The organism is Sphingobacterium sp. JUb20 (genome assembly GCF_004342035.1).
GTDB lineage: Bacteria > Bacteroidota > Bacteroidia > Sphingobacteriales > Sphingobacteriaceae > Sphingobacterium > Sphingobacterium anhuiense.
In genome coordinates, this window is the sequence record NZ_SLYV01000002.1 from 31,011 (window position 1) to 54,989 (window position 23,979).

Consider the following 23,979-nt stretch of genomic DNA (forward strand, 5'->3'; position numbering starts at 1 on the left):
TGATACGATCTGGTTAACATGAGCTGGAGTTGTCTTGTTAAAACAAACGCGAAAGTGCTCGATACACTTTCGCGTGAAGTTCAGGTCAACTTGACCGACAAAAGGTCGGTAAAAAAATCCTACAATGAATTAAACTAACCTAAACCAACTCAAAAGTATGAAATATTATGCTTTTTACAAGACAGTTGTGCCCAACTTTAGGGTACTGTCACAAATTATTAGAGTTATGCGTATTACAGCATTCCTTATTTTAGTCACGCTGGTTCAAGTCAGTGCATCTACCTATGCGCAACGAATTACGATGAAGCACAAAAATGTGAGTTTAAAAGAAGTTTTTGAACAGATCAAAAGACAGACCAGCTACGATGTCGTGTGCAAATCCGAGCAATTGCGACATGCAAAGTCATTACGGGTTGATTTCGTAAATCAAACGGTCCAGACAGTTTTAGATCAAATTTTACCGGACCAGAATTTGGATTATGTCCTGAATGGAAACACCTTTGTAATCAAGGCAAAGGCGCAGAAAAATAGATCGTTAAAGATAAATTTGCAAACAAAGACCATTACGGGAACTGTTAAAGACAGCAAGGGACTTCTTTTATCAGGTGTGACTGTCATGGAAAAGAATTCTGAAATCATGACATCTACCGATGAAGAAGGGAAATATGCGATTGAATTGCCAATTAAAGATCAAACACTGGTTTTTAGATTTGTCGGCTATAAAACGCAGGAGTTACCTGTTAATGGAAAATTACAGATCGACGTAGTGCTGCAACAAGAGGATTCACAATTGAGTGAGGTTGTTGTTGTTGGATACGGTGCGCAGAAAAAAGTCTCAATTGTGAGTTCGGTGAGCACCGTGAAAGGGAAAGACTTACGTTTTCCGACTCGAAGTCTGAGTAATAATCTTGCAGGACAGGTCGCTGGACTTATTGCTATTCAGAGAACGGGAGAACCGGGGTATGACAATTCAGAATTTTGGATAAGGGGTATCAGCAGCTTTGCAGGAGGGAAATCTCCCCTTGTTCTAGTCGACGGAGTTCCCCGCTCCATCAACGATATTGAGCCCGATGAGATTGAAACATTTTCTATTCTTAAAGATGCGGCAGCTACTGCAGTATATGGTGCTGAAGGAGCAAATGGGGTTGTTCTAATCACTTCTAAACGTGGATCTGACCAAAAACCGGTCATTACTTTCCGGACAGAACATAGCCAGTCGAAACCGACACGCCTTCCTGAATTTGTTGGCTCTGCCGAATATTTGAGTTTGTATAATGAGGCATTACGAAATGATGGACAGTCACCGATGTTTACGGATGAATTGATTGCAAATTATAGAAATGGAACTGATGCGGATCTTTATCCCAATACCAACTGGATGGACGCATTGCTTAGACCGCATACCGGAAATCAGCGCTATACTTTAAATGTTCGTGGTGGTGCAGAGAAAGCCAAATATTTTGTTTCAGGAGCTTATTTTTCGGAGAATGGAATTTTTAAGGATGATCCTAATGAACGATACAAAACTAATATTGGTGTTAAACGCTTTAATCTGAGAAGCAATATCGATCTTCAAGTGTCCAAGACGACTACCGTAAGTGTAGATTTGAGCGGACAATATCTTTTGACCAACTATCCGGGAACAGGAACGCAAGCGATTTTTAGACAGATGTTATTGACACCTCCTTATATCTTTCCTCCGATGTACAGCGATGGTACACTTTCTACTTTCCCTAAAGAAAGAGATGTCAATATGCGCAACCCGTATAATATGCTGATGAATTCGGGTTATACCAAAGAATGGCGTTCCTCTATACAGTCTAATATAAGGTTGGCACAAAGCTTGGATTTTATTACACCTGGTTTAAGCTTTAAAGGAAATGTGAGCTACGACTACAATGGCAATTATAATTTCAGAAGAAATTATGATCCCAGTCGTTACTATGCTACGGGAAGAGATGACGACGGAAAGTTGATTTTTCAGCGAACAGTGCTCGGTAGTCCGGATCTCAGCGATCCAACACAGGGTGCTACTGCACAAAAGAATATCTATATAGAATCTTCTTTTAATTATAGCCGAAGTTTCCTGGCGCATACGGTAGGGGCTATGATCTTATATATGCAGAAAGAAAACCATGCGAATGCGCAACCTCTGCCTGCCCGTAAGCAGGGAATTGTAGGTCGTGTTACCTACGGTTATGATAACCGTTACTTTATAGAAGGTAACTTTGGTTATACGGGTAGTGAAACCTTTGCAAAAGGTTATCGCTTTGGTTTTTTTCCAGCTATAGGTCTAGGTTATCAGATATCCAATGAACCTTTTTACCCTGAAGCGTTAAAACAATATCTTAACGGTTTAAAACTCCGATTTTCTACAGGACGGACAGGTAATGATAATACCGGTGGTGAGCGCTTCTTGTACCGACCGACTTTTAATATGGCGGCTGGAGGCTTCAACCAAGGTATTACCAGTGGAGGAGGCAGTAATGGGCTGGGAGCTGGTATTGCCGAAAATAGATTTGAAGCACCTTATATCGGTTGGGAGATTGAGGATAAGCTGAATTATGGTATTGATGCTTCTTTTTTCAACAATCAAATAGAATTGACGGTTGATTATTTTGATACCGAAAGATCAGGAATATTGTTGCAACGTAGAACAGTTCCAGCAACAGTAGGTTTTCGCTCTGCACCATGGCAGAATTATGGTAAGGTCGAAAATTGGGGAGTAGATGGTAGCTTAACAGCACGTCATAAAATAGGTGCTGTAGACATTGGAGCTAGAGGTACTTTCACTTTTGCAAGAAATAAAATAACCGAATATGACGAGTTGGCGCAACCTTATCCCTGGATGAGCGTAACGGGAACCCGTGTATCTGAAAATATCCTATATTTAGCAGAGAGGCTTTATACCAATGATGATTTTGATATCACGGCAAACAGCAATGGGATACCTTCTTACAAATTGAAAGAAGGGCTACCTGTTCCCACAATTGGGGGCTTGCTTGGACCTGGAGATATTAAATACGAGGATTTGAACGATGATGGAATTATCAATGAATTTGACCGTAAGCGCGGTGTCGGTCATCCTTATATTCCGGAGATCGTTTACGGTTTTGGTTTAAGCTTGGGCTATAAAAACTTTTATATAAGTACTTTCTTTCAGGGCGTATCAAACACTTCTATTAATACAGGTTCTGCATGGACACCGTTTTCTGCAGGGGTAGATCAATCAAACTATCGCACTTTTGCATTAGATCGATGGACTTCTGAAAACCCGAGTCAAGATGTGCCTATGCCAAGACTACATATGAATAGTGCAAATGCTGCTAACAATCATGTTGGCAGTACATGGTGGCTCAAAAGTGGTTCCTTTTTAAGATTTAAGAACTTTGAGCTTGGTTATAACGTACCCAAAGAATTTTTGAATAAGTACAAATTAGGTACAGCAAGAATTTATGTTATGGGTAATAACCTTGCTGTTTGGGATAATATCAAACATTGGGATCCAGAAACAGGAAATGAAAATTCAGGATTGAATTATCCACTTCCCAAAACTTTCACATTTGGCTTAGAACTGAGCTTTTAACTTTAATGACTATTACAATGAAAAATATATTTTCAAAATGCATCATTATTTTGTTTATCATCATTTCTTCTTCCTGTTCGAAGTATCTTGATGTATCTAATGAATTGGCAGGAGGACTTACTTCTTTAAAAGAAGTATTTAATAAACCGAGCTATGCAAGAAGTTTTTACGCCAATATTTTTGTCGGAATTCCAGATTATTCCAACATGGTGCGTTCAGGTTGGGATGCTGGAGGTCAAACAGGTCTCCATAATCCGTGGACAGGTATGACCGATGAGATTAGCCCCTACTATGGAGATGTTACCCGTGCAATGATTTCCGATAGAAATTCTAATAATATGCTGTTTCATCGCTGGGTTACTGTCTATCAGCTTATTAGGCAGGCCAACTTATTTCTGGAAAATGCTAAAGCCATCCCGCCATCTGGTGTAGATGCCGAGCAACTCGATCAGGAAGAGCTTAATAGAATGAAGGCGAATGTCGTTTTTATGCGCGCCTATTACCACTATCTGCTATTGGAGCAGTATGGACCTATTCCTATTCTAGACCGTTCTTATACAGATCAGGAAGATATCGATGTCCCGCGTAAGAGCGTGGACGAAGTTGTAGCTTTTATAGATGGCGAGCTTCAGAAATCTATCCAAGATCTAAATCAAATACCCTATGATGATGATAATTTTAAGGCACTCCCAACTAAAGGAGTAGCGCTCGCTGTACGTGCTAAACTTTGGATGCATACGGCTTCACCACTTTTAAATGGCGGTTATCCGGAAGCTGTAGCGTTAAAAAATGCGGATGGACAAACTTTATTTCCATCCTATGACGCTAAAAAATGGACTAAGGCTGTGACAGTTTTAAAAGATTTTATAGACTATGCTGCGAGCTATCATCAACTTTATAAAGTATACAAGGCCGGAGTGTTAGACCCTGAAGCCTCAGTTTATGAGCTTTTTCAAGTTTACAATCCCGAAATCATATGGGCTACACCCAATACGGGCTGGGGCGGTATGGACGGTGACCGTTTCGAAAGAAGAGCAACCCCTAAGAGTGAACCAAATGGGCTTGGTGCCACCGGGGTTATGCAAGAGTTGATCGATGATTTTTATATGAAAGATGGATTGCCTATAAAAGATACCAAATTTCTCTCTAAATCTCAGGGTTATTCGGAATCCGGATTTTCACAGTTTAACGGAGCGGAAGTTTTTAATATGTATATCAATAGGGAGCCTCGATTTTACAATACTGTTTTCTTTGCTGGACGAAAGTGGCATATTTCCAATAAAGTCATTCAGTTCCATATGGGTTCGGCAAATGATCGCGTTGGACCAACTTCGCAGGTTTCTCCTAACGGATATCTGCTTTATAAACGCTTTAATCGGAGGGTGCATAAAACCAGTCCTGGCGTAGCTAATGTATTTAGACCGTCTATTATATTTAGATTGGCGGAGTTTTATTTACTTTATGCAGAAGCGCTCAATGAAACAGATCCCTCGAATCCTGATATTTTGAAATATGTTAATTTAATTCGTGAGCGAGCTGGAATTCCAAATCTTCAAGTACTTAATCCTGCAATAGCGGGTAATCAAGAACTGCAACGTCTAGCCATACAGCGCGAAAGCCGGATTGAACTGGCAACAGAAGGTCAGCGTTATTTCGATGTACGGAGATGGATGATAGCAGAAAAAGAAGAGGCTAGACAAGGTGGCGATTTTTATGGAATGGATATGGCAGGAGATTATGCTAACTTTTTTAAACGTACCAAGTTCGAAACGCGAGTTTTCAATAAGAAAATGTATCTCTACCCGATTCCTTTTACAGAAATTCAAAAATCTAAAAATCTGGTCCAAAACCCGGGTTGGTAGAAGTGTTATCAATGAGAGGATTAAGAAGTGGAAGGTTATACCTTTTGGTTAATTTTTTAGTTTCTATAAGGTTAGATCGTTAAATTAGTCTTTCTAAGACCTAATTATAACAACAACGCTTAGGGTTTATTCTAGGCGTTGTTTTTTATAGTAATTAGATCATGGTATTTTGTAATTAGACAAGGTTAGATGGTTAGAAACCTAAAGGGGGAGTTGGTCAGACTTTATGTTACTCCGTTACTGGTCACATGTTACTTCATCGTATTTAGATTGTAGTAATTGCAAGGTTAGAAAGCTAGAAGGTGAGGTGGTTAGTAATTACATAAGGTTAGAAAGTGAGGTGGTTAGACCTATTGTTACTCCGTTACTGGTCACTTGTTACTTTATAGTTTTTAGATTGTAGTATTGCAAGGTTAGAAGGTGAGTTGGTTAGTAGGTTAGACCTTTTGTTACATTGGGAATTTTATTTTTTTATCCTAAATAGATGCTTTTTTGGATTAAAACACATGTTTTTTTTGATTTTTAAGTGTTTTTTACCCGTTTTTAATAAAATGCTTAAAATTATTTTTTGTACATTAGTTTAATATGGAATTAGCAAATATTACAAAAGAGAGACTTGTAGAAGCTCAAAAAAATGGATATACTGCAATTATTACGAAGTACAATTCAAATCCTTTGGATCCGATCTGGATCTTTGAAAAAGTAAAAAAAGATCAGTTTTTTCAATTTTCGGAAAACCTTCAGGATACCTATCAGCTGTGCTACCAAATTTCGGAAGCGATTGATACAGTAGAGGAATACCCTTTTATCGGGAAGGTTACTTTGCCGGATTAGGATCGAGAAGCAAAAAACAAAAAATATACTTATTTAATTATAAGAGCCGATGAGGAGAAATCCTGTCGGCTTTTTTATTGTATTTCGTACCATTAATTTTGTGAATGCTAGTACAGGAAAGAAACTACTGTAATCTAGATGAACTTCATCTCTGTGGCTTTATGAATTAGGGAGGCTGTATTGACTACCCCAAATTTCTGTAGCAAATTTCTGCGATGGCTTTCGACTGTTAATGGACTGATAAACATCTGTTCTCCGATTTTTGCTGTAGTATGCCCCTGGGCCATCAGCTTGAGCACCTCGCGCTCGCGTTGGCTAACGGATGGTATGTGGTCTTTCTTATTGCTTAAGATAAAGCTCATCTCCTTGCTTAGCACCTGCTCGCCCCTTACCACAGCCTTTATTCCTTCGATCAATTCGTCGGTAGATACATTTTTTAGCAGATATCCCATTGCTCCGGCTTTTAACATACGTAATGCGATGCTTTCTTCGTTGTGGTTGCTGATCGCAATGATCTGGGTCTCTGGATATTTTTTTTTGATGATTTCTGTTGCATTGATACCATTCATCTCGGGCATATTGATGTCCATAAGAACCACATCTACGGCTTCGGTTGCTAAAAATTCGAAAGCGTCTTCCGCGCTGTTAAATGAACCGCGTAGTTTGATTGTCGAAGTGTTTTTCAAGATAAACTCGAAGCCGTTGAGTACGAGTGGATGATCATCGATGATAATTACTGAAAGCATATTATTTGATTAGTTCAAATTGAATGTGAAATGATGCGCCTTTACCTATGGCAGCATCAATTTCTAAGTGGCCATTTAAAATCTCTACCCGGTTACGGATATTAGATAATCCTATCCCTCCCTTTGTGGGGTCCTGCATAGACGGATCAAATCCCTTGCCGTTATCTTCTACGGTGATATAAAAATAATGATCTGCCTCTGAACATTGCACCCAGATCTGGGTTGCACCGCTGTGTTTTAGCGCATTGGTGAGCAGTTCCTGCACGATACGATATACAGCAATCAGAAAAGACTGTGGATAATCTGACTGCAAATTAGTGGCTTGAAAATCTATCTTTAGCTGTGGCTGGTTCATCGCATTGCATAGATCGCGTAGGGATACTTCCAGCCCCATGTACAATAAAGACTCGGGCATCATATTTCGGGCTATTCGTCGAAGTTCATTCACCGAATCGTCCATTTGATTGATAATTGTATATAAATCCATTGCTGAATCTGTTTGTGGCTGTACTTTCGCCTCTCTATTTGCAACAGCTGACAATTTGAGCTTTACGCTGGCTAGCATACCGCCTAGACCGTCATGTAGATCGCGTGCTATACGGCTACGTTCTCTCTCTTGTCCTTGAACCATGGCGTTGAAGAGGTTAAGTTTTTCCCGTTGTGACGCTAGTTTTTTTCTGTTTCTGGACGATATGTACCAAAAGAGAATGAGCATACCTAGTATAATTGACGTGAGCAGGAAAATGCCGGCAAACAGGCGTGTGCGCTGCATTTTAAGCTGTTGCTGCTGATGGACTGCTTTTACGCGGAGGAGTTCATTTTCTTTCTCACTGGTCTGATACTTCTTTTCCAGTTCCAGCGTGAGCGCTGTGCCTTTATCTGCTAGAAGGGTATCGAGTACAATTTTATGTTTTTCAAACCATTTTACAGCCTCCTGATAGGCGCCTAGCTGTACCGCAGTAGTTGCTAGATTATAATACACCATTTCTTTATTCTTCAACGATGGATTTTTTTCGATGTAGGGAAGCACTTCACGCAGTTTCTTCATCGCTGATGCGGGCTTGTTTGCTGTTTGAAATGCCGCGGATTGGCTGAATAGTATAGAGGCAACCATATCGCTGTTACGCTGCTCTTTTGCGCCCAGCAGTGCTTTTTCGAAATAAATATGGGCAAGGTCGAAATCTCGTTGTTTTTCCCAATAGCTTCCTTCTACGCTGTAATAGGTTGGGAGGTAGGAAGAAGCTGATACTGATTTTGCGGTATGGGAAGCACTGTCCAAAAAGATTCGGGAATGTGTATATTTATTATTGAGCAATGCGTTGCGTGCTGCATTAACAAAGAGAGTAAAGCGTTGCTCGGCCGCTGCATTCCTGTCGTGCAGTAAGGTCAAGGCATTGTTGTAATATTGCTCGGCTTTACTGTATTCCTGTAGATTCATCAAAGCCATCGCGACATTCTGAAGATTATTACCCAAAAGGGTAGAGTCTTTAATGCTCTTGGCCATGGGAATAACTTTGTCGATAAGCACCTGTACATACTCGTGCGCTTTTCCTTCACGTTGTAAAAGTGCGCCATAGCTTCCCCACAAACGGGCTCGGTAACGTGTCGCAGAAATTTTGCTTTTCGTTGGTATATCACCCTTGAGGAAGTTTTCGGCCTGCATGTAGAGTTTCTTTGCTTGCGCAAGATCGACGTCAAACTGGATAGCTCCGAGATAGAAACTCAGCAGTCCTTGGTAATAGTCCGTATTGGCTTTATCACCCAGCAATTTTCTGCTAGCGGAAACGTAGTGTAATGCTTTTTCTGTATTGTAATCGGACCAAAAGAAGCTCAGATCCAACAATGCCAATGCTTTTTCTTCGGTGTCTTCGATCTGCTGCAACTGCCTGTAAAGACTATCGCTATATTGCGTCAATTGCTCTGGTGATTGCGCAGATGTATTGGCAATGGAAAGTAAGAAATACGCAAAAAGTAACAGGGGTTTGTACATTATTTAATTGATCGTTTTTTGAAATTACAGATTAATCAGCATATTAACAATCTGGAACCATACCCATAGTTACTCCTGATGGACTCCATATCGGTACCAGACGCATCTTGCACCCTTCTCCGTCGTCTCCATCATTGATCGTGCGGCGCGTATCAAAAGTAAGCTTGAGTGACGATCCTTTAGGGAAGGGACCGTTTTCTTCTTTAAAATTCACGCGCATGGTCATGCTAGCCGTTTCCTTTTTTAGGGATCCTTCGAATGACATCTCTTGCTGCGTATTCTTAATCGCACCCGTGATGTTTTCGTCGATAATGCGAAAGAAAATGCTTGGATCTGCTGTGTCCATACGGTATGTAGTGTGATCGTATTTGCCGCGCACTTTAAAATTCATTTCTCCCAGATCACCAAAATCGGCCATAAATACCATCGACACGGAGTCTGCCGTGGCTTCAATCAATGCAATTCGACCTTCACCTTTCCAGGTATAATCATCAGCCCCATTTTGGGAACGAATGCCTGTGGCCGTGCCTTTAAAAGGTGTGCCTCCAAAGGTCTCGTTGAAATTTTGGTTTGCCTCCTGTTCATTATTCTCTTTTGCACAGCCTGTTAGTAATAACATAAATGCCAGAAGCAGTGTTGAATGTGTCGTTTTCATCGTTTTCTTATCACGTTATACATTAACGCCAGATCATCTGTCCGCCTGCCGTTTCAATCTTTTCTTTGCCTTTTAGAACAACGGGTATGACACCGGCTGTATTTGGCGCAATCGGATCCACATTATACTCTTTGCCATCGTTAGGGATAATCTTCAATGACCACATCCAGCCAAATGGCCCGGTCTGCCTGTATTCAGTGCCTACGAGCAGGTGTTTTCCATCGGGCGAAAATTCGGGTACGGCTTCTTTAAAATTGCTTGTGGTTACCTGTTTCAAGTTTGATCCATCCATATCCATGGTATAAACATGGTTTGCAATGCGTACAGCGAGCTGGTTGCCTGCGGGATTGACTGCCACATCGCCCCAGTCGTCATATTTCATCTCTTTCAGCAAAGTTCCGGATGTATAGGGTGGGGTCAAGCGTATGATATAGTTCTTATGCGTAACCAAAAGCGCATTGCCAGGCAGCCATAAACGCTGGTCATTAAAACCCAGTTCATCCCCGTTGATGTTGTAGATACGGACAACGAAGTCGCCATTTCGTTTTAGAATCGTGATACCGTCTGCTTTATCTTTCGAAAGCACAGCAATATGACTATTGTCGGGCGAAAGATATCCCTTACAGTATGCATTCAGTCCCGGGCTCTGGTATACAAATTCCTCAACTATACTGCCATTCGCTATATCACTTAGGGTAAAGCGTATGGGGTATTTGCCCAACGTCTGCTCATTTACGACCGTAAGCTTGTATTTGCCATCTCTTGAAATGTCGAAGTTGTTGAGTTTGGAGTTATCGGGAATAAAGGTGGATCCCACCGCATCGGGTAAACTCACTTTGAGGATTCCTTCGGTTGCCCAGTCGTAATATATTGTTCCTTTTAACGCGGAAGGGTAGCCATTGTCAACACCATCTGGCCCGTTATTATCCTTTGAACAGGCAGTTAGCAGTACCAGATATACTGCTATCAGTAATAAATTTGTCTTTTTCATCCTTTTAAATTTGTTGATTAATTAGTTTACTTAGTGCGATATAATAATCACCAGTTTCTTCTTATGTGCGTTTTACCTTTTTCTCTAACAAATTTAATGGCTGTGTGCTTACTGGTCAATCCACGAAAACAAGGATTTTAAATTGGGGATATCGTTGGTTGGAATTATTTCCATAAAGCTTGGAGGGCTTTAAAGTTCATATTTTATCTCTTCAAGGGTTGGACGAGCAACTTTTTCAATTTTTGCTAATTAAAAAGCAAAAGCCGATTGGTAAACCAAACAGCTTTTGCTCTTGTAAAGCATTAAAATTTCTAGATAAACAGGCCTACTCAACTGCGTATTAAGTCTGGTGAGCAGGTGGATTTGTTGCTTTTTCTTGTACTGGCTTTTTAATAGGTAATGACCGACTTAGTTGTGAAAACAAAATCTAATTGTACGAACGTGTTTCTTAGATCTTTTTCAGGAGAGGCATACCAAAACCCGCTGTAGTGGGTGGTATTAATTGACCATTTTGGACCTTATACCCCGAAAGATCAACATCTTCCGATGTGCTCGTTACTCCTTCTATAGTGACTGTATTTCCCAGTCCGCCTGTGAGATGTGCCGTATAGTATGTCTTGAGTAGGGATCCCCATGCATGAGGCGATGCCTGCACACCCAATTTCTTCAATTCGGGCATCAGCTTTCTCCAGTTTGTAAAACCGAGACCTTCGATATCGGTTAGATGTACATCCAATAGTTTCTTTTCAAAAAGCTCTTGTAAAAGCTTTGGATCCGGATCGGCTTCACCATCTGCCAATAAGGTAATTCTGCCTGTTTTTTTTATATAACTTCTCAATTTTTGATAATCAGCAACGGTTTCATGGAAGGGTTCTTCTATCCAGAATAGCTTTACTGAGGGAATTCCTTCTAGATACTGGATAAATTGGTCAACGGAGAAACCGTTGTTGCCATCCACTAAAATACCGCAATCTGGAAAAGCTTTTGCGACGGCATTGGTAACATCGATATCACGCTGTAGGCCTTCTTTATAGGGCATCCATTTATGACCTCTACCGATTTTGAGTTTGAACTGTCGATATCCGACTTCGTAATCATACCGACATTCTTCGAGTATACGGTCGATACCTGCAGGCTTTTCCAAGGGCTCGAGATCATCAAAGTAGATCATACCACTATAGTAATCGGTCAGATAAGGTGTTTTTCTTCCTAGTAATTCATAAACCGGTTTCTGCAATATAATACCCGCGAGATCATGGAGAGCCATATCAAAAGGGATATGTCTAGCTTCTAAAGTTCCGATATCAGCTGCAAAAACCTCCGATACTTTTTTACCAAGCAATTCTTTTGCGATCTGCTCTGCATCTCTTCTTGATCCGCGGAGTGAGGCCCATCCCATCGCACCTTTGTCTGTTGTGATACAGCAGATCTCGACATTGGGGCCATATCCATGAAGGTCAAGACGTGCATTTTTTCCGACAAGCCGGGGGTATTTCATCTGAACAGTGGAATACTTGATTTCCTGGATACGATGATAGGCCAATTCTTTATTCTGTATTTTATTGTCCAGGAGAGAGGTCAGCGTCATGGCTTGTCCTGCTCCATTGTACAGCGTTGCAGAGGCGATACCTAGGTTTAAGGCCTGTAAAAATGTTCTTCTTTTCATATTTGGTTTATTTTTGATTTTAATTAACTAACCAATAATTCTTATACGATTATTTTTACCCTGACTCAACCGCTTCCTGATCGGTTCATCGAGACATCGTAAAACGAAATGGGCTAGCAATAAAAGCAGTACTATACCTGAAGCAATGACCAGAACCATTTAAGTTTATCAGCTCTTTTTAATACGATAAACGATTCAATTAAAGTATCATCGTATTTTTTGAAAGTTACATCAAAATATAAAAATCATTATAGCACATTTGTTTCAATCGATTTCCAAATCGTATCATTTTTAGCTAAGGTGAGTTGGTGAAGAGGTTAGATGGTGAGTTGGTTAGGTAGTTAGAGGTTGAAAAGTTAGTAGGTGAGTTGGTTAGATAGTTAGTAGGTGAAGAGGTGAGTTGGTTAGAGGGTGAGTTGGTTAGGTAGTTAGTAGGAGAGGAGGTTAGATAGTTAGAGGGTTAATAGGTTCCGTACCATCGGTATTTGTGCTACAGTTTGTGGCACAAAGTACTATTGTTTGTAGTGTTAGCAGAGCGAAATAATCTTATTAATCAGCGATGTTCGCTCTCGAGAGGAATATGGCGAGATAATTTTTAAAAACTTAGTCTTCCGTGCTAGAGATCCAATAGCCTCCTGCTTTACCTTTACCACGATATTCAATTCTGCCTTCGTCTTTTAATTTTTGTAATCGGTGTTCCAATTTCCTGACTTTGATGTCAAATATGGTTAAATAAAAGGGTAGACGTTTACCAGGATTAGTTGTAATGATATCATATAATTTATTTATGGCATCAGTTTCTTCTTTTTCTTTAGCTTTATTTTTAATATCAAGAATTTCACTGATATTTTTTTTGAGAAATTGATTGTCCTCTTGGTATTCTTTAATATGGTACTTGGCAGGTTCTTTTTTAATTTTAACAAAGGCCATCTGCGATCGTTTAGAAATAGTTCCAAGTGGAGTTATATCATTGATTCTAGTCTTTGCCAGTTCATAATCTGTATATTTTTTCAGATATGCATAAATGTTTGTTTGACTGATATAAATGTTATAGGTGGTTTTAAGATCTCGGACAATTTCTGCAGAAGTACGTGGTTTTATAAAGTAATCTGTGTGTTTTACAAAATAGTCAAACATGTCTCGCTGATGTTTTCTTTGTATATTAACCGGATGTTTAGTTCCTGCAGCAAAAGGAATTACATCTGTCTTTTGAGCCATAGATATTTCATCTTCACTGGCGCTAGTCTCAGCATCGCTAAGTTCTAGTTTAAGAACAAATCTTTCTTTTTTACCGCCAAAGCAATATTCAAAGAGTGTGTGTGGTGCTAGTCCGAACGCTATAGCTAGCGAACATAGCTCATAAGCATAAGCATCATCCAAAGATTTTTTAAGTAAATTGTTTATTCTTGATTCGTTTAAGCCTGTTGCAGCAGCTAGATCTTGTTTTGTGTTAAAAAATATCTCAAATAGCTTATCGAACTCATTGGTTGAAGATTGCAACCTAGTTGCTGGAAAATTCTTAAAAAACTGATTGCATATAGCAGCCAAGTCGAGTCCAAGTGCAAGGGTGACAACGAAGAAAGTTTTTGCCGTCAATTTACGGTCTTCTTTTTCTAGCATGAAGTCAACGAGCTTACTTTTTTCGTTGACCATCGATGCTTCATTCAAAGTCGAAGCTATCTGTTGTTTTAAAAGGTTTGCGAAACTCTTTGCACTGTATAATTTCTGTTCACTATTTTTCATCATATTTCATTAGCTGCAACTGCAGGCTTTGGGGCATTTAACAGGAGAACTCCGAATTCGGAATAGACCTGCATGCTATGCGACTTGATATCACAAATTGTGATATCAAGTTCTCCCATTTTTATTTTTCAAGGCCCAACATAAATTCTTTAAGGAATTACTCTCAGTATATATAGCAGATTATTAGGATGAAATCACCAGAAAATTGGTCTATGTCTCCATTAATAACCTGGGTAAAAACTCGAGTTTTAACACCTTAAATATTGGTTTTAAAAACTAATATAGTGAAAACAGACAAGATAACATGTCAAATATCTGTTACTCTAGCAATAGATGCGCTTTATTACCAATGGTTTACTCATATTGTCTATTGCAAAGTTTTCAGTAATTAATATTGATATTTCTCTATGGATTTGATCTGGTTATTGCCTTCGGTGAACACTAATACGGGTTGATAATGATCAGCTTCTTCAGCAGACATCCTTACAAAAGATAATATATGGACTGTATCACCGACTGTTGCATGAAGTGCCGCTCCACCATTCATACACACCTCGCCACTGCCTCTTTTTCCGGGTAATACGTAAGTCATTATTCTGCTCCCATTTATAGCGTTGTTGATATATACTTGTTCATATTTTTTTATTCCTGCAGCATCCAATAGGTCGGCATCAATGGTAATTGAACCATTATAGGCGACGTTTGCTTCTGTCACAGTTACGGTATGTATTTTAGCTTTTAATAGTGTTACTTCCATTTTAAATTGCTCTTAATGATTTATTTGCTTTCGGATATTCGATCTTTTTGAATAAAAATCTGGTGTCATGCTGTAGTAAAGTGAAATATTTTCCATCCATCTGTGCCAAGATCTCATAGGGCTCAGTAATGATAAATTTTTGTTGGGGGCATGATGTACAGACCTGGTTTATGATTTCGCCACTGTGACTGTAGCTGGACATTATATAGTGAGTTTCCTCAACGTTGCTTTCGGCAAGATGAAACCACATGCCTTCACCAATGCCTCCCAACCATTGTGCGTCAATAGGGACATTGTACGGTCTTAAAGGCAGGTCAAGATGACCTTTGCTTAAGTCACATCCTAAGGCTGTGGATGATCCGTGGCTTAAATTTTCTTTGAGTAAACTCCATTGAAACTTTAAGGATTGTTTACGACTCATATTCCAGCTGGTTAGTTGTCCGTCTGCGAAACAAAATATCTGTTTATTTTGATGCGTATTGACAATATTGCTTGTCGGGCTGGGAATAATGGTTTCGGGAATACATATTTTTCTTATGCGTCTATCTTCTGGATGCATACTAGCTTTAAGCATCTGGGCGACAAATCGGGAGCAGCTGTTGTTGCGTGCTGCTAATGCACCGTATGGAACTGGCCCCATGTTGCTGAGGTCGCAGGCATATTGGGTGGCAACCTCATATTCTATCTGGGGTACGATGGAAAATAACAGCCGCCCTCCTCCGTGGGTGGCGTGTTCGATTACAGATAATTCCTGCATTATTTCCTCGATATTGGTGATCGTTGAATAGGTTTTGTCGAAGATAGCCGATGTTTGAATGGTTAGCCTGGGATCAAAATGTTTTGATCGGACCCGACCATAACCACGTGGACAAACATAACGGCCAAAATCATAATACGTGACCTGTCCAGTGTTGCGTGATACCAATAATATAGCGGCATGTCCCACCTTAAAGTTTAGATTTTTTACCAGCCTAAAACTTTTTAGTATGCTCATCCATTTTTCATCGCCATAGGCTGTTTTATCAGGCCAGGCCAGCGGAATCGCGAAATCATGAAAACTTTTGATCATAGGCTGTCTTCTTAGTATTTAATGTATGGTATAGACTGTTCATATAGCGATCGCCATAATCAGCAAATAATAATACGATTTGATCTCGACTGTCTACTGGGGTGTCTGTGAAATAATCTTCCAGTCCCGTAAGAACTGCGGCACTGGAAAAACCAGCAAGCATTCCTGTATGTTGGTAATAGTCCATTGCAGTCTGGATTGTACGGCTACGTTCAACTTGGATAATGTAGTCAAGGGCTTTCAGATTAAAAATACCGGGTATAAATTTGCGCCCGATGCCTTCAATTTTTTCCATTTCTGTATTTGCTTGTACCACACGACCAGAAGCTTTATAATGCGCGAGGATGGAGCCTTTCGGTTCAACTCCAACGACTTTAATGTGCTGGTCTTTTTCTTTTAAGTATTTTCCAATGCCTGATATAGTGCCCGTCGTGCCAATTCCAGCAAAGAAGTGGGTAATAATTCCGGATGTTTGGTTCCATATTTCTGGACCGGTGGTTTCATAATGGGCCCGACAGTTTTCTGGATTGTTATACTGATCGGTATAGTAACTGTTTTTATTAATTTCCGTAAATGCCCGTGCTTGATATTGTGTGGAATTTTTATCTAAGAACCCGTTGGAATTATCGCAGAGCACGATCTTTGCATCCAGAGCTTGTAAACTCTTTAGTTTCTCTTGGGAACAATTGCGTGTGACGAAGATACAAGATCTGTATCCCATTTGCTTCGCAAGATAGGCAATTCCAATCCCTGTGTTCCCACTGCTTGCTTCAACGATTGTATCGTTAGGTTTTATAAGTTTTTTGGCAATTGCGTCCTTTACCATATACCATGCCACTCGATCTTTGGCTGTATGATTAGGATTAAAATATTCCTTTTTTATATAAATATGACATCGATATTTTTCTGAAAGGTAGCTGCATCGATGTAGTGGTGTATTTCCGAAGATTGAAGCATCCAAAATAGTGTAAAATATTAGTTTTCAATTCAATTTCTATTCATATTTAACGGTTTTACATTCCAATTTAGTATAGGATGTGGATATTGTAGGCGTATATCCAATTCTTTTTAAACACGACTCGTATAACGGATATCATTTTTTTTCGAGAGTTTATTGCCCTATGTATCTATTTAATAAGTAGTCTGTTATATTTAAAATTTTACTAAATTTAGGGGAGAAATAACCAAACTTCCAAGAGATGTTGACCTGATTGAAGAACATCTTAATTTGCAAAGGTTTTGATTAATAAAGACGTAATGGCAAAACAGATTTATTGAAGGATCAGCATTATTATAAACTAAAATAGAATTTACAATGAGTTTAAAAACATTAATGACCAACAGTGTTGATTACAACATCTGGGTTACAGAACAATTGATAAATTGGTTGGGAAACTACCCCGTGGAATTGTTGCAAAAGGAATGTCCGTCGAGTTTTAACAGTATCGCAAAGACAGTAAAACATATCAGTGATACGCAGCTGTACTGGTCATCGATGATCCGTGAAACAGAGACACCAAGTTTTGAGTACATGGCCACAACGGTAGATATTGAACTTGAAATGGAAAACTTAGTAAATGAAGCGAAACTTTTAGCAGCTTATGTAAAGGGAAACTACGAAGCGATGAACAATTCCCTTTTAATAGAGTCAGAATGGTTTTCTTCAAACTTTGCCAAATACGAATATCTCCAGCATCTCATCATCCATACTACCTATCATCGCGGTCAAATTGTAACGATCGGGCATCATGTAGGAGTTTTAAAAGCACCCATGATGGATTATAATTTCTGGAACGTGATGCGGCAACAAGCTGGATAGTCCCTGTAGAATAGGCATTTTTAGATGTGTAAAAGCAAATTATTAAGACACTTCTAAACATAAGCAACAAATATATTGGACATTGGAATGACACTCATTGTATTCGAAGTTGACTGCCCGAACCTGATTTTTACTATGTGTCAATGATGATAAAAGCAGCCGCAAACAGCAAGTTTATGATACTTAGTTATGATTGGATTCATGAAGATGTGGTGCAAGAGGGTATAGAATTGATAGGGAATAATAACAAACAATCCGAAGTTACGGCATCATGGATCGACTCATGGGGTATGGGCGGAAAATTATGAATTGTTATGGAAGAATGAACAAGCAAGGTGATATTTCCATATTAGATTTTTATGAAGTCGTTGATAACTCGATTAGGGCTGGCGAATGGAAATTCCAGTCCTTAGTAATAATAGCTTTCTAATAAAAATGTACAATGTTTCACCGGACGGGGAAGAATCTTTAGCAGTTGATGCAAATTATGAACCAGTGTAAAGATAAATAATTTTTAATTGCCTTATTAAGCTAGAATAAAAAACGTAATGTAAAAAAATAAAAATATAGTTGTACTGGGCTAAGAGGAAGTCGCTTGGCTCTTGATAGACTGGAAAGAAGAATATTGACTTTCCTTTCAAGCCAAAGAGTACCTTTGTTCGCTTTTTACCCTTTGCTTTAACGTATTTTGAAATTTTATTAATATATTCAGCTTTGTGTGCGCCAATATAAAATAAAGATTAACATATTGTTATGGTTTCTTTTTGACCAAGCCTTTTATGATTTTTCATTCTAATATTTAATATTTTTGGTGCCTTGATCAAGTCGATAAGACTTCCTCAGTGATTTTGTAAATAAAATTTTAATGAAGCAATCATCAATTATTGAATCTCTGCGTCAAGAAAATGAAGACGGCTTGATCGCAATCTATCGCTTGTACAATCGATCGCTGATTTTTTTTGCTCGTAAGTATTGTTCATCCGTTCAGGAAGCTGAAGAGGTTGTCTCTGAGGCGTTCTTGAAATTTTGGGAAAGAAGGAGTCAATTTGAACAGGTGGACAAGATCCGTTCTTTTTTGTATGTAGTGGTGAAAAACTTATGTTTGAACCGCAATAGGAAAAGTAGGTTTATTTTGCAGATTGATGATATAAGTGATTATGAAGAAGTGCTTGTTGAAGATTCGGATATTTTTTTGCAAATCGTCCGCACAGAGTTACTTACCCTGATATTTGAAGAGGTGAATCTGTTGCCTGAAAAGCAGAAAATGATTTTTCAGATGAGTTTTATGGAGGATCTTACTATAGAACAGATAAGTGCCAAATTGCTGATGACACCTAATGCTGTTTATGCTAATAAATCCCGCGCTTTGGCAACCCTACGCCGAAAATTAGACCTAAAAAATTCCTGTGTTTTCTTATTAATATTTAAGGATCTATTTTAATCTTGTTGTCTTTAACGTGCTTATTACACAATTTTATTTTTGTTGTATAATTGATGTAAGGTTTTACAAATTGTTGTGTTTATATAAATAAGGACTACTAATTATATATGCAACAAATAGATCAGATCGTTTCTTTGATTAAGGATAAAGTGCATGGAACGCTATCTCCGGAAAAAGAAAGGGTATTAGAAAAAATGCTGTTAAATCATCCGAGATTGAAGGAAATTCTCCAAGAATTTGATTCGGCAGAGAAAATCCTAAGTGCGGTTGCGGATTATCAGCAGATTCTTCACGTTCATACTCAGCAGCGTGAAGAGGTCTTATTGGATGATCTATTGATCAAGATAAGAAAACAAGGGCACGACTCTTCAGATACCTTAATATTTCCGATTAGGAAACGTCGCTATTTATATGTTGTTGCTTCTTGTTTTTTAATATTCTTGCTTGCAGGTTATCTGATATTAGAACAGCAAAAGCCGATAAAATATCTTCACCATACTGTTATCTCTGATTTCAATCCAGGAAAGAAACGTGCTTTGTTAAGCATGAATGATGGTAAGAGGCTTGTTTTGAGCGATGCTCATGATGGCATAAGCATGATGGATGCATTAAAATATACTGACGGGACAGTGATTGCTGATGAGAACGAGATTGCGACTAAATTAATGACTCTTAGTGTTCCTAGAGGGGGAGAATACCAAGTCGTCCTTTCTGATGGGACGAAAGTGTGGCTCAATGCAGACTCGAAACTGAGTTATCCACAATCTTTTGCGAAAAATCAACGCGAGGTAACATTAACTGGTGAAGCGTATTTTGAAGTTAAAAGTGACAAAAAGCGCCCTTTTATCGTGCATACGAGAGATCAGACAGTCGAAGTTTTAGGTACACACTTTAATATTGCAGCTTATCAGGATGAGGCTGTTTCACTGGTGTCACTCGCGGAGGGTAAAATTCAGGTATCTCATAAAAATCAACCTGTTCATATTTTGATACCGGGGCAACAGGCAGCTTTTAAGGATGGACAGATAAACGTTTATCCAGTTAATATTTCGGAGTTTATTGCCTGGAAAAATGGTGAATTTATATTTAACAATGAACCGCTGTCTTCTGTTATGCAAAAATTGGCTCGCTGGTATGATGTGGAATTAGTTTTGGATAAAAAACTCGAAAATATGAAAATCTGGGGCTCTATTACAAGAAGTAGTCGTTTTAGCCATGTACTGCGATTAATTAAAATGACTGATGAAGATATTAACTATAAAATTGAGGGAAGGAGGGTAACATTCATGAAATAAATTTTACTCAGGGATGTTGAACTAAATACCGGAATAGCGCTAACTATTCCGGCAGGAAAGTTCAAGTAATGATAATCGCATATTGTAGATACTATATTTTAACTTAAACCAGTCAAAGGTAATGAAAAAAAACAATCTCGGAATGGCAAAACGATTCCATTCCCAGCACTTTAAGTACTTTGTCATGATGAAATTTTTGATCTTGTATATTTTCTGTTCCGTTGTGCAGCTTCATGCTACTGTACGTGCACAGACCATAACGATTAAACAAAAAAATATGTCTTTTGTACATTTTCTCACGGAAATAAAAAATCAGACGGGCTATAATGTTCTATGTAAAAGTGACATCATCAATGATGTGAAAAATTTGAATGTCGATCTGACCAATCAACCGCTAACCACTGCATTGGACAAATTATTGGAACCTCGGAATCTCCGGTATACGATTGATGAAAAGTCTATTGTTATTCAAAGAAAGAAGATGACGGGCCGCATAAATCAAAACGGTTTCATTAAGGTGGATGCCGACCAACAGCAGGTTTTTTCGGGGCTTATTACTGATGTTGCAGGTGAAGCACTTTCGGGTGTCAGTGTTATGGTAAAAGGAAAGTCCGCAGGCGGAAGCGCTTCGGATGTTGATGGCCAGTTTTCGGTCGTGGCGAATGTGGGTGACGTACTGATAATATCTTTTGTGGGATTCAAAAAGCAGGAAATTATGCTTCGTAATCAGCAGGTTTTGGAGATTAAGCTTGAACAGGAGGAAAAGCTGATGGACGAGGTCGTAGTCGTAGGCTATGGCGTGCAAAAAAAGATAAATATGACGGGTGCTGTTGCGACCTTGTCAGGGAAGGAGCTTGAAAGTAGGCCAATTACAAATGTTGGTCGCGGACTGCAGGGACAGCTTCCTGGATTGACAGTCCGAAGTCAGAATACAAGTCCGGGCAATTCTGCTCCTGAGATCCGAATCCGTGGTGTAGGTACTTGGGGAGATGCGAATCCTTTGGTCGTGATCGACGGGATACCGGGGGGCAATCTCAATATTTTAAACCCGGAAGATATTGAAAACGTTTCGGTGCTCAAAGATGCTGCTTCGTCTTCTATCTATGGTGTTCGCGGAGCAAATGGAGTGATATTAATCACCACTAAAAAGGGTAAGGCGGGTACAACGAGTCTTAATTTTAATAGTTACTATGGACTCCAGACCCCTACGGCTTTACCAAATTTTTTAGGTTCTGTCGATTATATGTTGCTGCAGAATGAAGCAAACCGCAATGCTAATCAAGGACCTACTTATAGTGAAAAAGATATCGAAACGGCCCGCAACGGAACTGATCTTAATTATTTTGCAAATACCGATTGGATCGATGAAGTATATAAGAGGAATGCTAAGCAACAAAATTATAATTTGAGCCTACAGGGCGGTACGGAAAAGAGTCGTTATTATGCTTCATATGGATACCTTGGCGAGGGTGGACTGGTTGTAGGTGATAATTTTAAAGCAGGACGTCATAATGCCCGTTTACGATTAAATACGGAGCTGATCGATCGTGTCAAGATAGATGCTAACTTGGGTTACATTGACCGTGGTTATTACGGTTCTGCATCGGGGACAGGTGCACTTTCTGGTGCAACTTCAATACGTCCCTTGGTTCCAGTAAGATTTTCAAATGGAAGCTGGGGATATCATGGTGGTCAAAGTAATCCAGTCGCGGTGGCAACCGATGGCGGTACCAACCGTTTTACTTCGCAAGAAATTACAGCCAATATCGCAGCTACTCTTAACCTGATGAAAGGTCTCGATATCAAAGGCCAATATGGTTTGGTAAAATATAATTCGAAGCGAAATACACTGCTTAAGACAATCAACTATTTTAGTCCCGATGATAATAAATTGATCTATCAGACCAATAATCCTAATAGTATCAAAATGGATCATTACGCTGGCACTTATCAAACATTCGTGGGTACCGCTAATTATATAACAACTATTCAAGATAAACATAACATCACCGGATTGTTGGGGTTTTCAGTAGAAGAAACTATTGGAAATGATTTTTGGGCTTCAAGACAAAATCTTCCTGTTCAGGAACTGGAATCTCTTGCGGTAGGTACGGACAACCAGTTGAACAGTAGCTCCAGCAATCAGAATGCACTAATGTCTTTTTTTGGAAGACTAAATTACGACTACAAAAGCAAATATCTGCTGGAAGGTAACTTCCGTCGTGATGGTTCTTCCCGCTTCCATAAGGATGTACGATGGAACTGGTTTGGATCTTTCTCTGCTGGTTGGGTATTGAGTGAAGAGCATTTCTTTGAAAAAATGAAGGGATTCTGGGATCTGGCTAAAATCCGATTCTCGTATGGTACACAAGGAAACGATAAAGTAGGACGTGATTTTCCTTATATGGCGACCTTGGCCTCTGTACAGATGACGAGTAACAATCCAATCGGTGATGAGGGACAGGTGGGCTTTAGGCAAACGTTTATTCCAAACCAATTTATTACTTGGGAATCTGCTGAAAAAACAAATGCGGGGATAGATCTTGCATTTTTAAATAGTCGGTTAAGTTTGACTGGTGAATATTTTATTAATAATACGAATGCGATCATTTTAAACCCGCCATTACCTGATGTGATCGGTGTGGGTACTGCTTATCCTGCACAAAACTCCGGTTCAGTACAAAACAAAGGCTGGGAACTGGTTATCGGTTGGCGTGACCAAGTGGGAGATTTCAGGTATGCCGCCAATTTTAACCTTTCTGATGTGAAAAATAAGATTACCAAGCTGGAAAATTTCGCGAATAACCTTGGGGATCAAGTTCGATTGGAGGGATATCCTTTGGATGCTTTTTATGGATTTGTGGCTGATCGAATTGCGCAAGAAAGTGATTTTAATCTTGTTGATGGAAAATATGTTCCTAAGTTTCCTTTTCAAAAGGGTGATCTGGTAGCTCCAGGCGATTTGATTTATAAACCTGCCGATGCGGATGCGACAGAAATAACTGTATTGAAGGATCGTGTAATCTTGGGAAGTGAAATTCCACGCTATACTTACGGATTTAGAGGTGATCTGGACTATAAGGGCATTGATTTTAGTTTCTTCCTGCAAGGGGTGGGCAAGGCTGATGGATATTTGGGCGGTGCGGCGCGCCATCCTTTTATCAACAACAGTGCTATGCCACAAGATGTGCATCTGGATCGATGGACCCCAGAAAATACCGATGCTTCTTATCCAAGATTGGTTTATATGCGTACCCATAATACACGATTATCATCCAAATGGTTAGAAGATGCGTCATACCTCAGGTTAAAAAATATACAGATCGGGTATACTTTTCCAACAACTATGATGGAAAGAATCAGAGTTTCCAAACTGAGAATATATTTCTCTGCGGATAATCTCTTCACCAAAACTAACTTCTATAAAGGTTATGATCCTGAAATACCTGCGGGTAATACTGGCGGTTATTATCCGCAAGTTAAAACTTATGTTGTCGGTCTAAATTTCAACCTTAAATAGTCAAG

Annotated in this window: 17 protein-coding genes; 8 read left to right on the forward strand and 9 right to left on the reverse strand. The window is 39.3% G+C overall.

Going from position 1 to position 23,979, the window contains the following annotated elements:
- The first annotated feature begins 157 nt into the window (after positions 1–157).
- The 3 genes from EDF66_RS03575 to EDF66_RS03585 all read left to right on the forward strand — a co-directional run bounded on the left by EDF66_RS03575 (position 158) and on the right by EDF66_RS03585 (position 6,282).
- A complete protein-coding gene (locus tag EDF66_RS03575; RefSeq protein ID WP_132840687.1) occupies positions 158–3,586 on the forward strand; it encodes a TonB-dependent receptor in 3,429 nt (1,142 codons plus the stop codon).
- Positions 3,587–3,603: 17 nt separating this feature from the next.
- Positions 3,604–5,448: a RagB/SusD family nutrient uptake outer membrane protein gene (locus EDF66_RS03580; RefSeq protein ID WP_132840689.1), complete on the forward strand. Its 1,845-nt coding sequence runs from the start codon at positions 3,604–3,606 to the stop codon at positions 5,446–5,448.
- A gap of 585 nt (positions 5,449–6,033) precedes the next feature.
- The gene (locus EDF66_RS03585) at positions 6,034–6,282 is read left to right on the forward strand and encodes a hypothetical protein (RefSeq protein ID WP_021190102.1); all 249 of its coding nucleotides are present in this window, start codon (positions 6,034–6,036) and stop codon (positions 6,280–6,282) included.
- Between the two features lie 134 nt (positions 6,283–6,416).
- Here the strand turns inward: EDF66_RS03585 and EDF66_RS03590 are convergent, their stop codons facing one another.
- The 9 genes from EDF66_RS03590 to EDF66_RS03630 all read right to left on the reverse strand — a co-directional run bounded on the left by EDF66_RS03590 (position 6,417) and on the right by EDF66_RS03630 (position 16,860).
- The gene (locus tag EDF66_RS03590; protein WP_132840691.1) at positions 6,417–7,028 is read right to left on the reverse strand and encodes a response regulator transcription factor; all 612 of its coding nucleotides are present in this window, start codon (positions 7,026–7,028) and stop codon (positions 6,417–6,419) included.
- A gap of 1 nt (position 7,029) precedes the next feature.
- Positions 7,030–9,018: a sensor histidine kinase gene (locus tag EDF66_RS03595; RefSeq protein WP_132840693.1), complete on the reverse strand. Its 1,989-nt coding sequence runs from the start codon at positions 9,016–9,018 to the stop codon at positions 7,030–7,032.
- 43 nt (positions 9,019–9,061) lie between these two features.
- Positions 9,062–9,673 carry a hypothetical protein gene (locus tag EDF66_RS03600; protein WP_132840694.1) on the reverse strand — a complete coding sequence of 204 codons (612 nt, stop codon included), beginning with the start codon at positions 9,671–9,673 and terminating at the stop codon, positions 9,062–9,064.
- 22 nt (positions 9,674–9,695) lie between these two features.
- Positions 9,696–10,490 carry a TolB family protein gene (locus tag EDF66_RS03605; protein ID WP_165902352.1) on the reverse strand — a complete coding sequence of 265 codons (795 nt, stop codon included), beginning with the start codon at positions 10,488–10,490 and terminating at the stop codon, positions 9,696–9,698.
- A gap of 622 nt (positions 10,491–11,112) precedes the next feature.
- Complete coding sequence (locus EDF66_RS03610) at positions 11,113–12,330, reverse strand: enolase C-terminal domain-like protein (RefSeq protein WP_207898443.1); 1,218 nt, start codon at positions 12,328–12,330, stop codon at positions 11,113–11,115.
- Positions 12,331–12,933: 603 nt separating this feature from the next.
- Positions 12,934–14,073 carry a hypothetical protein gene (locus tag EDF66_RS03615; protein ID WP_132840697.1) on the reverse strand — a complete coding sequence of 380 codons (1,140 nt, stop codon included), beginning with the start codon at positions 14,071–14,073 and terminating at the stop codon, positions 12,934–12,936.
- 388 nt (positions 14,074–14,461) lie between these two features.
- On the reverse strand, positions 14,462–14,830 hold the full coding sequence (gene panD, locus EDF66_RS03620) for an aspartate 1-decarboxylase (protein ID WP_132840698.1): 369 nt from the start codon (positions 14,828–14,830) through the stop codon (positions 14,462–14,464).
- Between the two features lies 1 nt (position 14,831).
- Positions 14,832–15,899, reverse strand: a complete 1,068-nt coding sequence (locus tag EDF66_RS03625) for a DUF6695 family protein (protein WP_310437883.1) — start codon at positions 15,897–15,899, stop codon at positions 14,832–14,834.
- Entirely contained in the window at positions 15,880–16,860 is a 981-nt protein-coding gene (locus tag EDF66_RS03630; protein ID WP_165902353.1) for a PLP-dependent cysteine synthase family protein, read from the reverse strand. The genes EDF66_RS03625 and EDF66_RS03630 overlap by 20 nt, the downstream gene beginning before the upstream one ends.
- Before the next feature lie 354 nt (positions 16,861–17,214).
- On the opposite strand from EDF66_RS03630, the gene EDF66_RS03635 reads away from it, so the two are divergent.
- The 5 genes from EDF66_RS03635 (at position 17,215) to EDF66_RS03650 (ending at position 23,974) form a co-directional block, all read left to right on the forward strand.
- Complete coding sequence (locus EDF66_RS03635; RefSeq protein ID WP_132840702.1) at positions 17,215–17,718, forward strand: DinB family protein; 504 nt, start codon at positions 17,215–17,217, stop codon at positions 17,716–17,718.
- A gap of 143 nt (positions 17,719–17,861) precedes the next feature.
- Entirely contained in the window at positions 17,862–18,026 is a 165-nt protein-coding gene (locus EDF66_RS26010; protein ID WP_165902354.1) for a hypothetical protein, read from the forward strand.
- A gap of 557 nt (positions 18,027–18,583) precedes the next feature.
- Entirely contained in the window at positions 18,584–19,159 is a 576-nt protein-coding gene (locus EDF66_RS03640; RefSeq protein WP_132840703.1) for an RNA polymerase sigma factor, read from the forward strand.
- Positions 19,160–19,266: 107 nt separating this feature from the next.
- Entirely contained in the window at positions 19,267–20,454 is a 1,188-nt protein-coding gene (locus EDF66_RS03645) for a FecR family protein (protein ID WP_132840705.1), read from the forward strand.
- 142 nt (positions 20,455–20,596) lie between these two features.
- Positions 20,597–23,974, forward strand: a complete 3,378-nt coding sequence (locus tag EDF66_RS03650; protein WP_243655980.1) for a TonB-dependent receptor — start codon at positions 20,597–20,599, stop codon at positions 23,972–23,974.
- Positions 23,975–23,979: the final 5 nt, after the last annotated feature.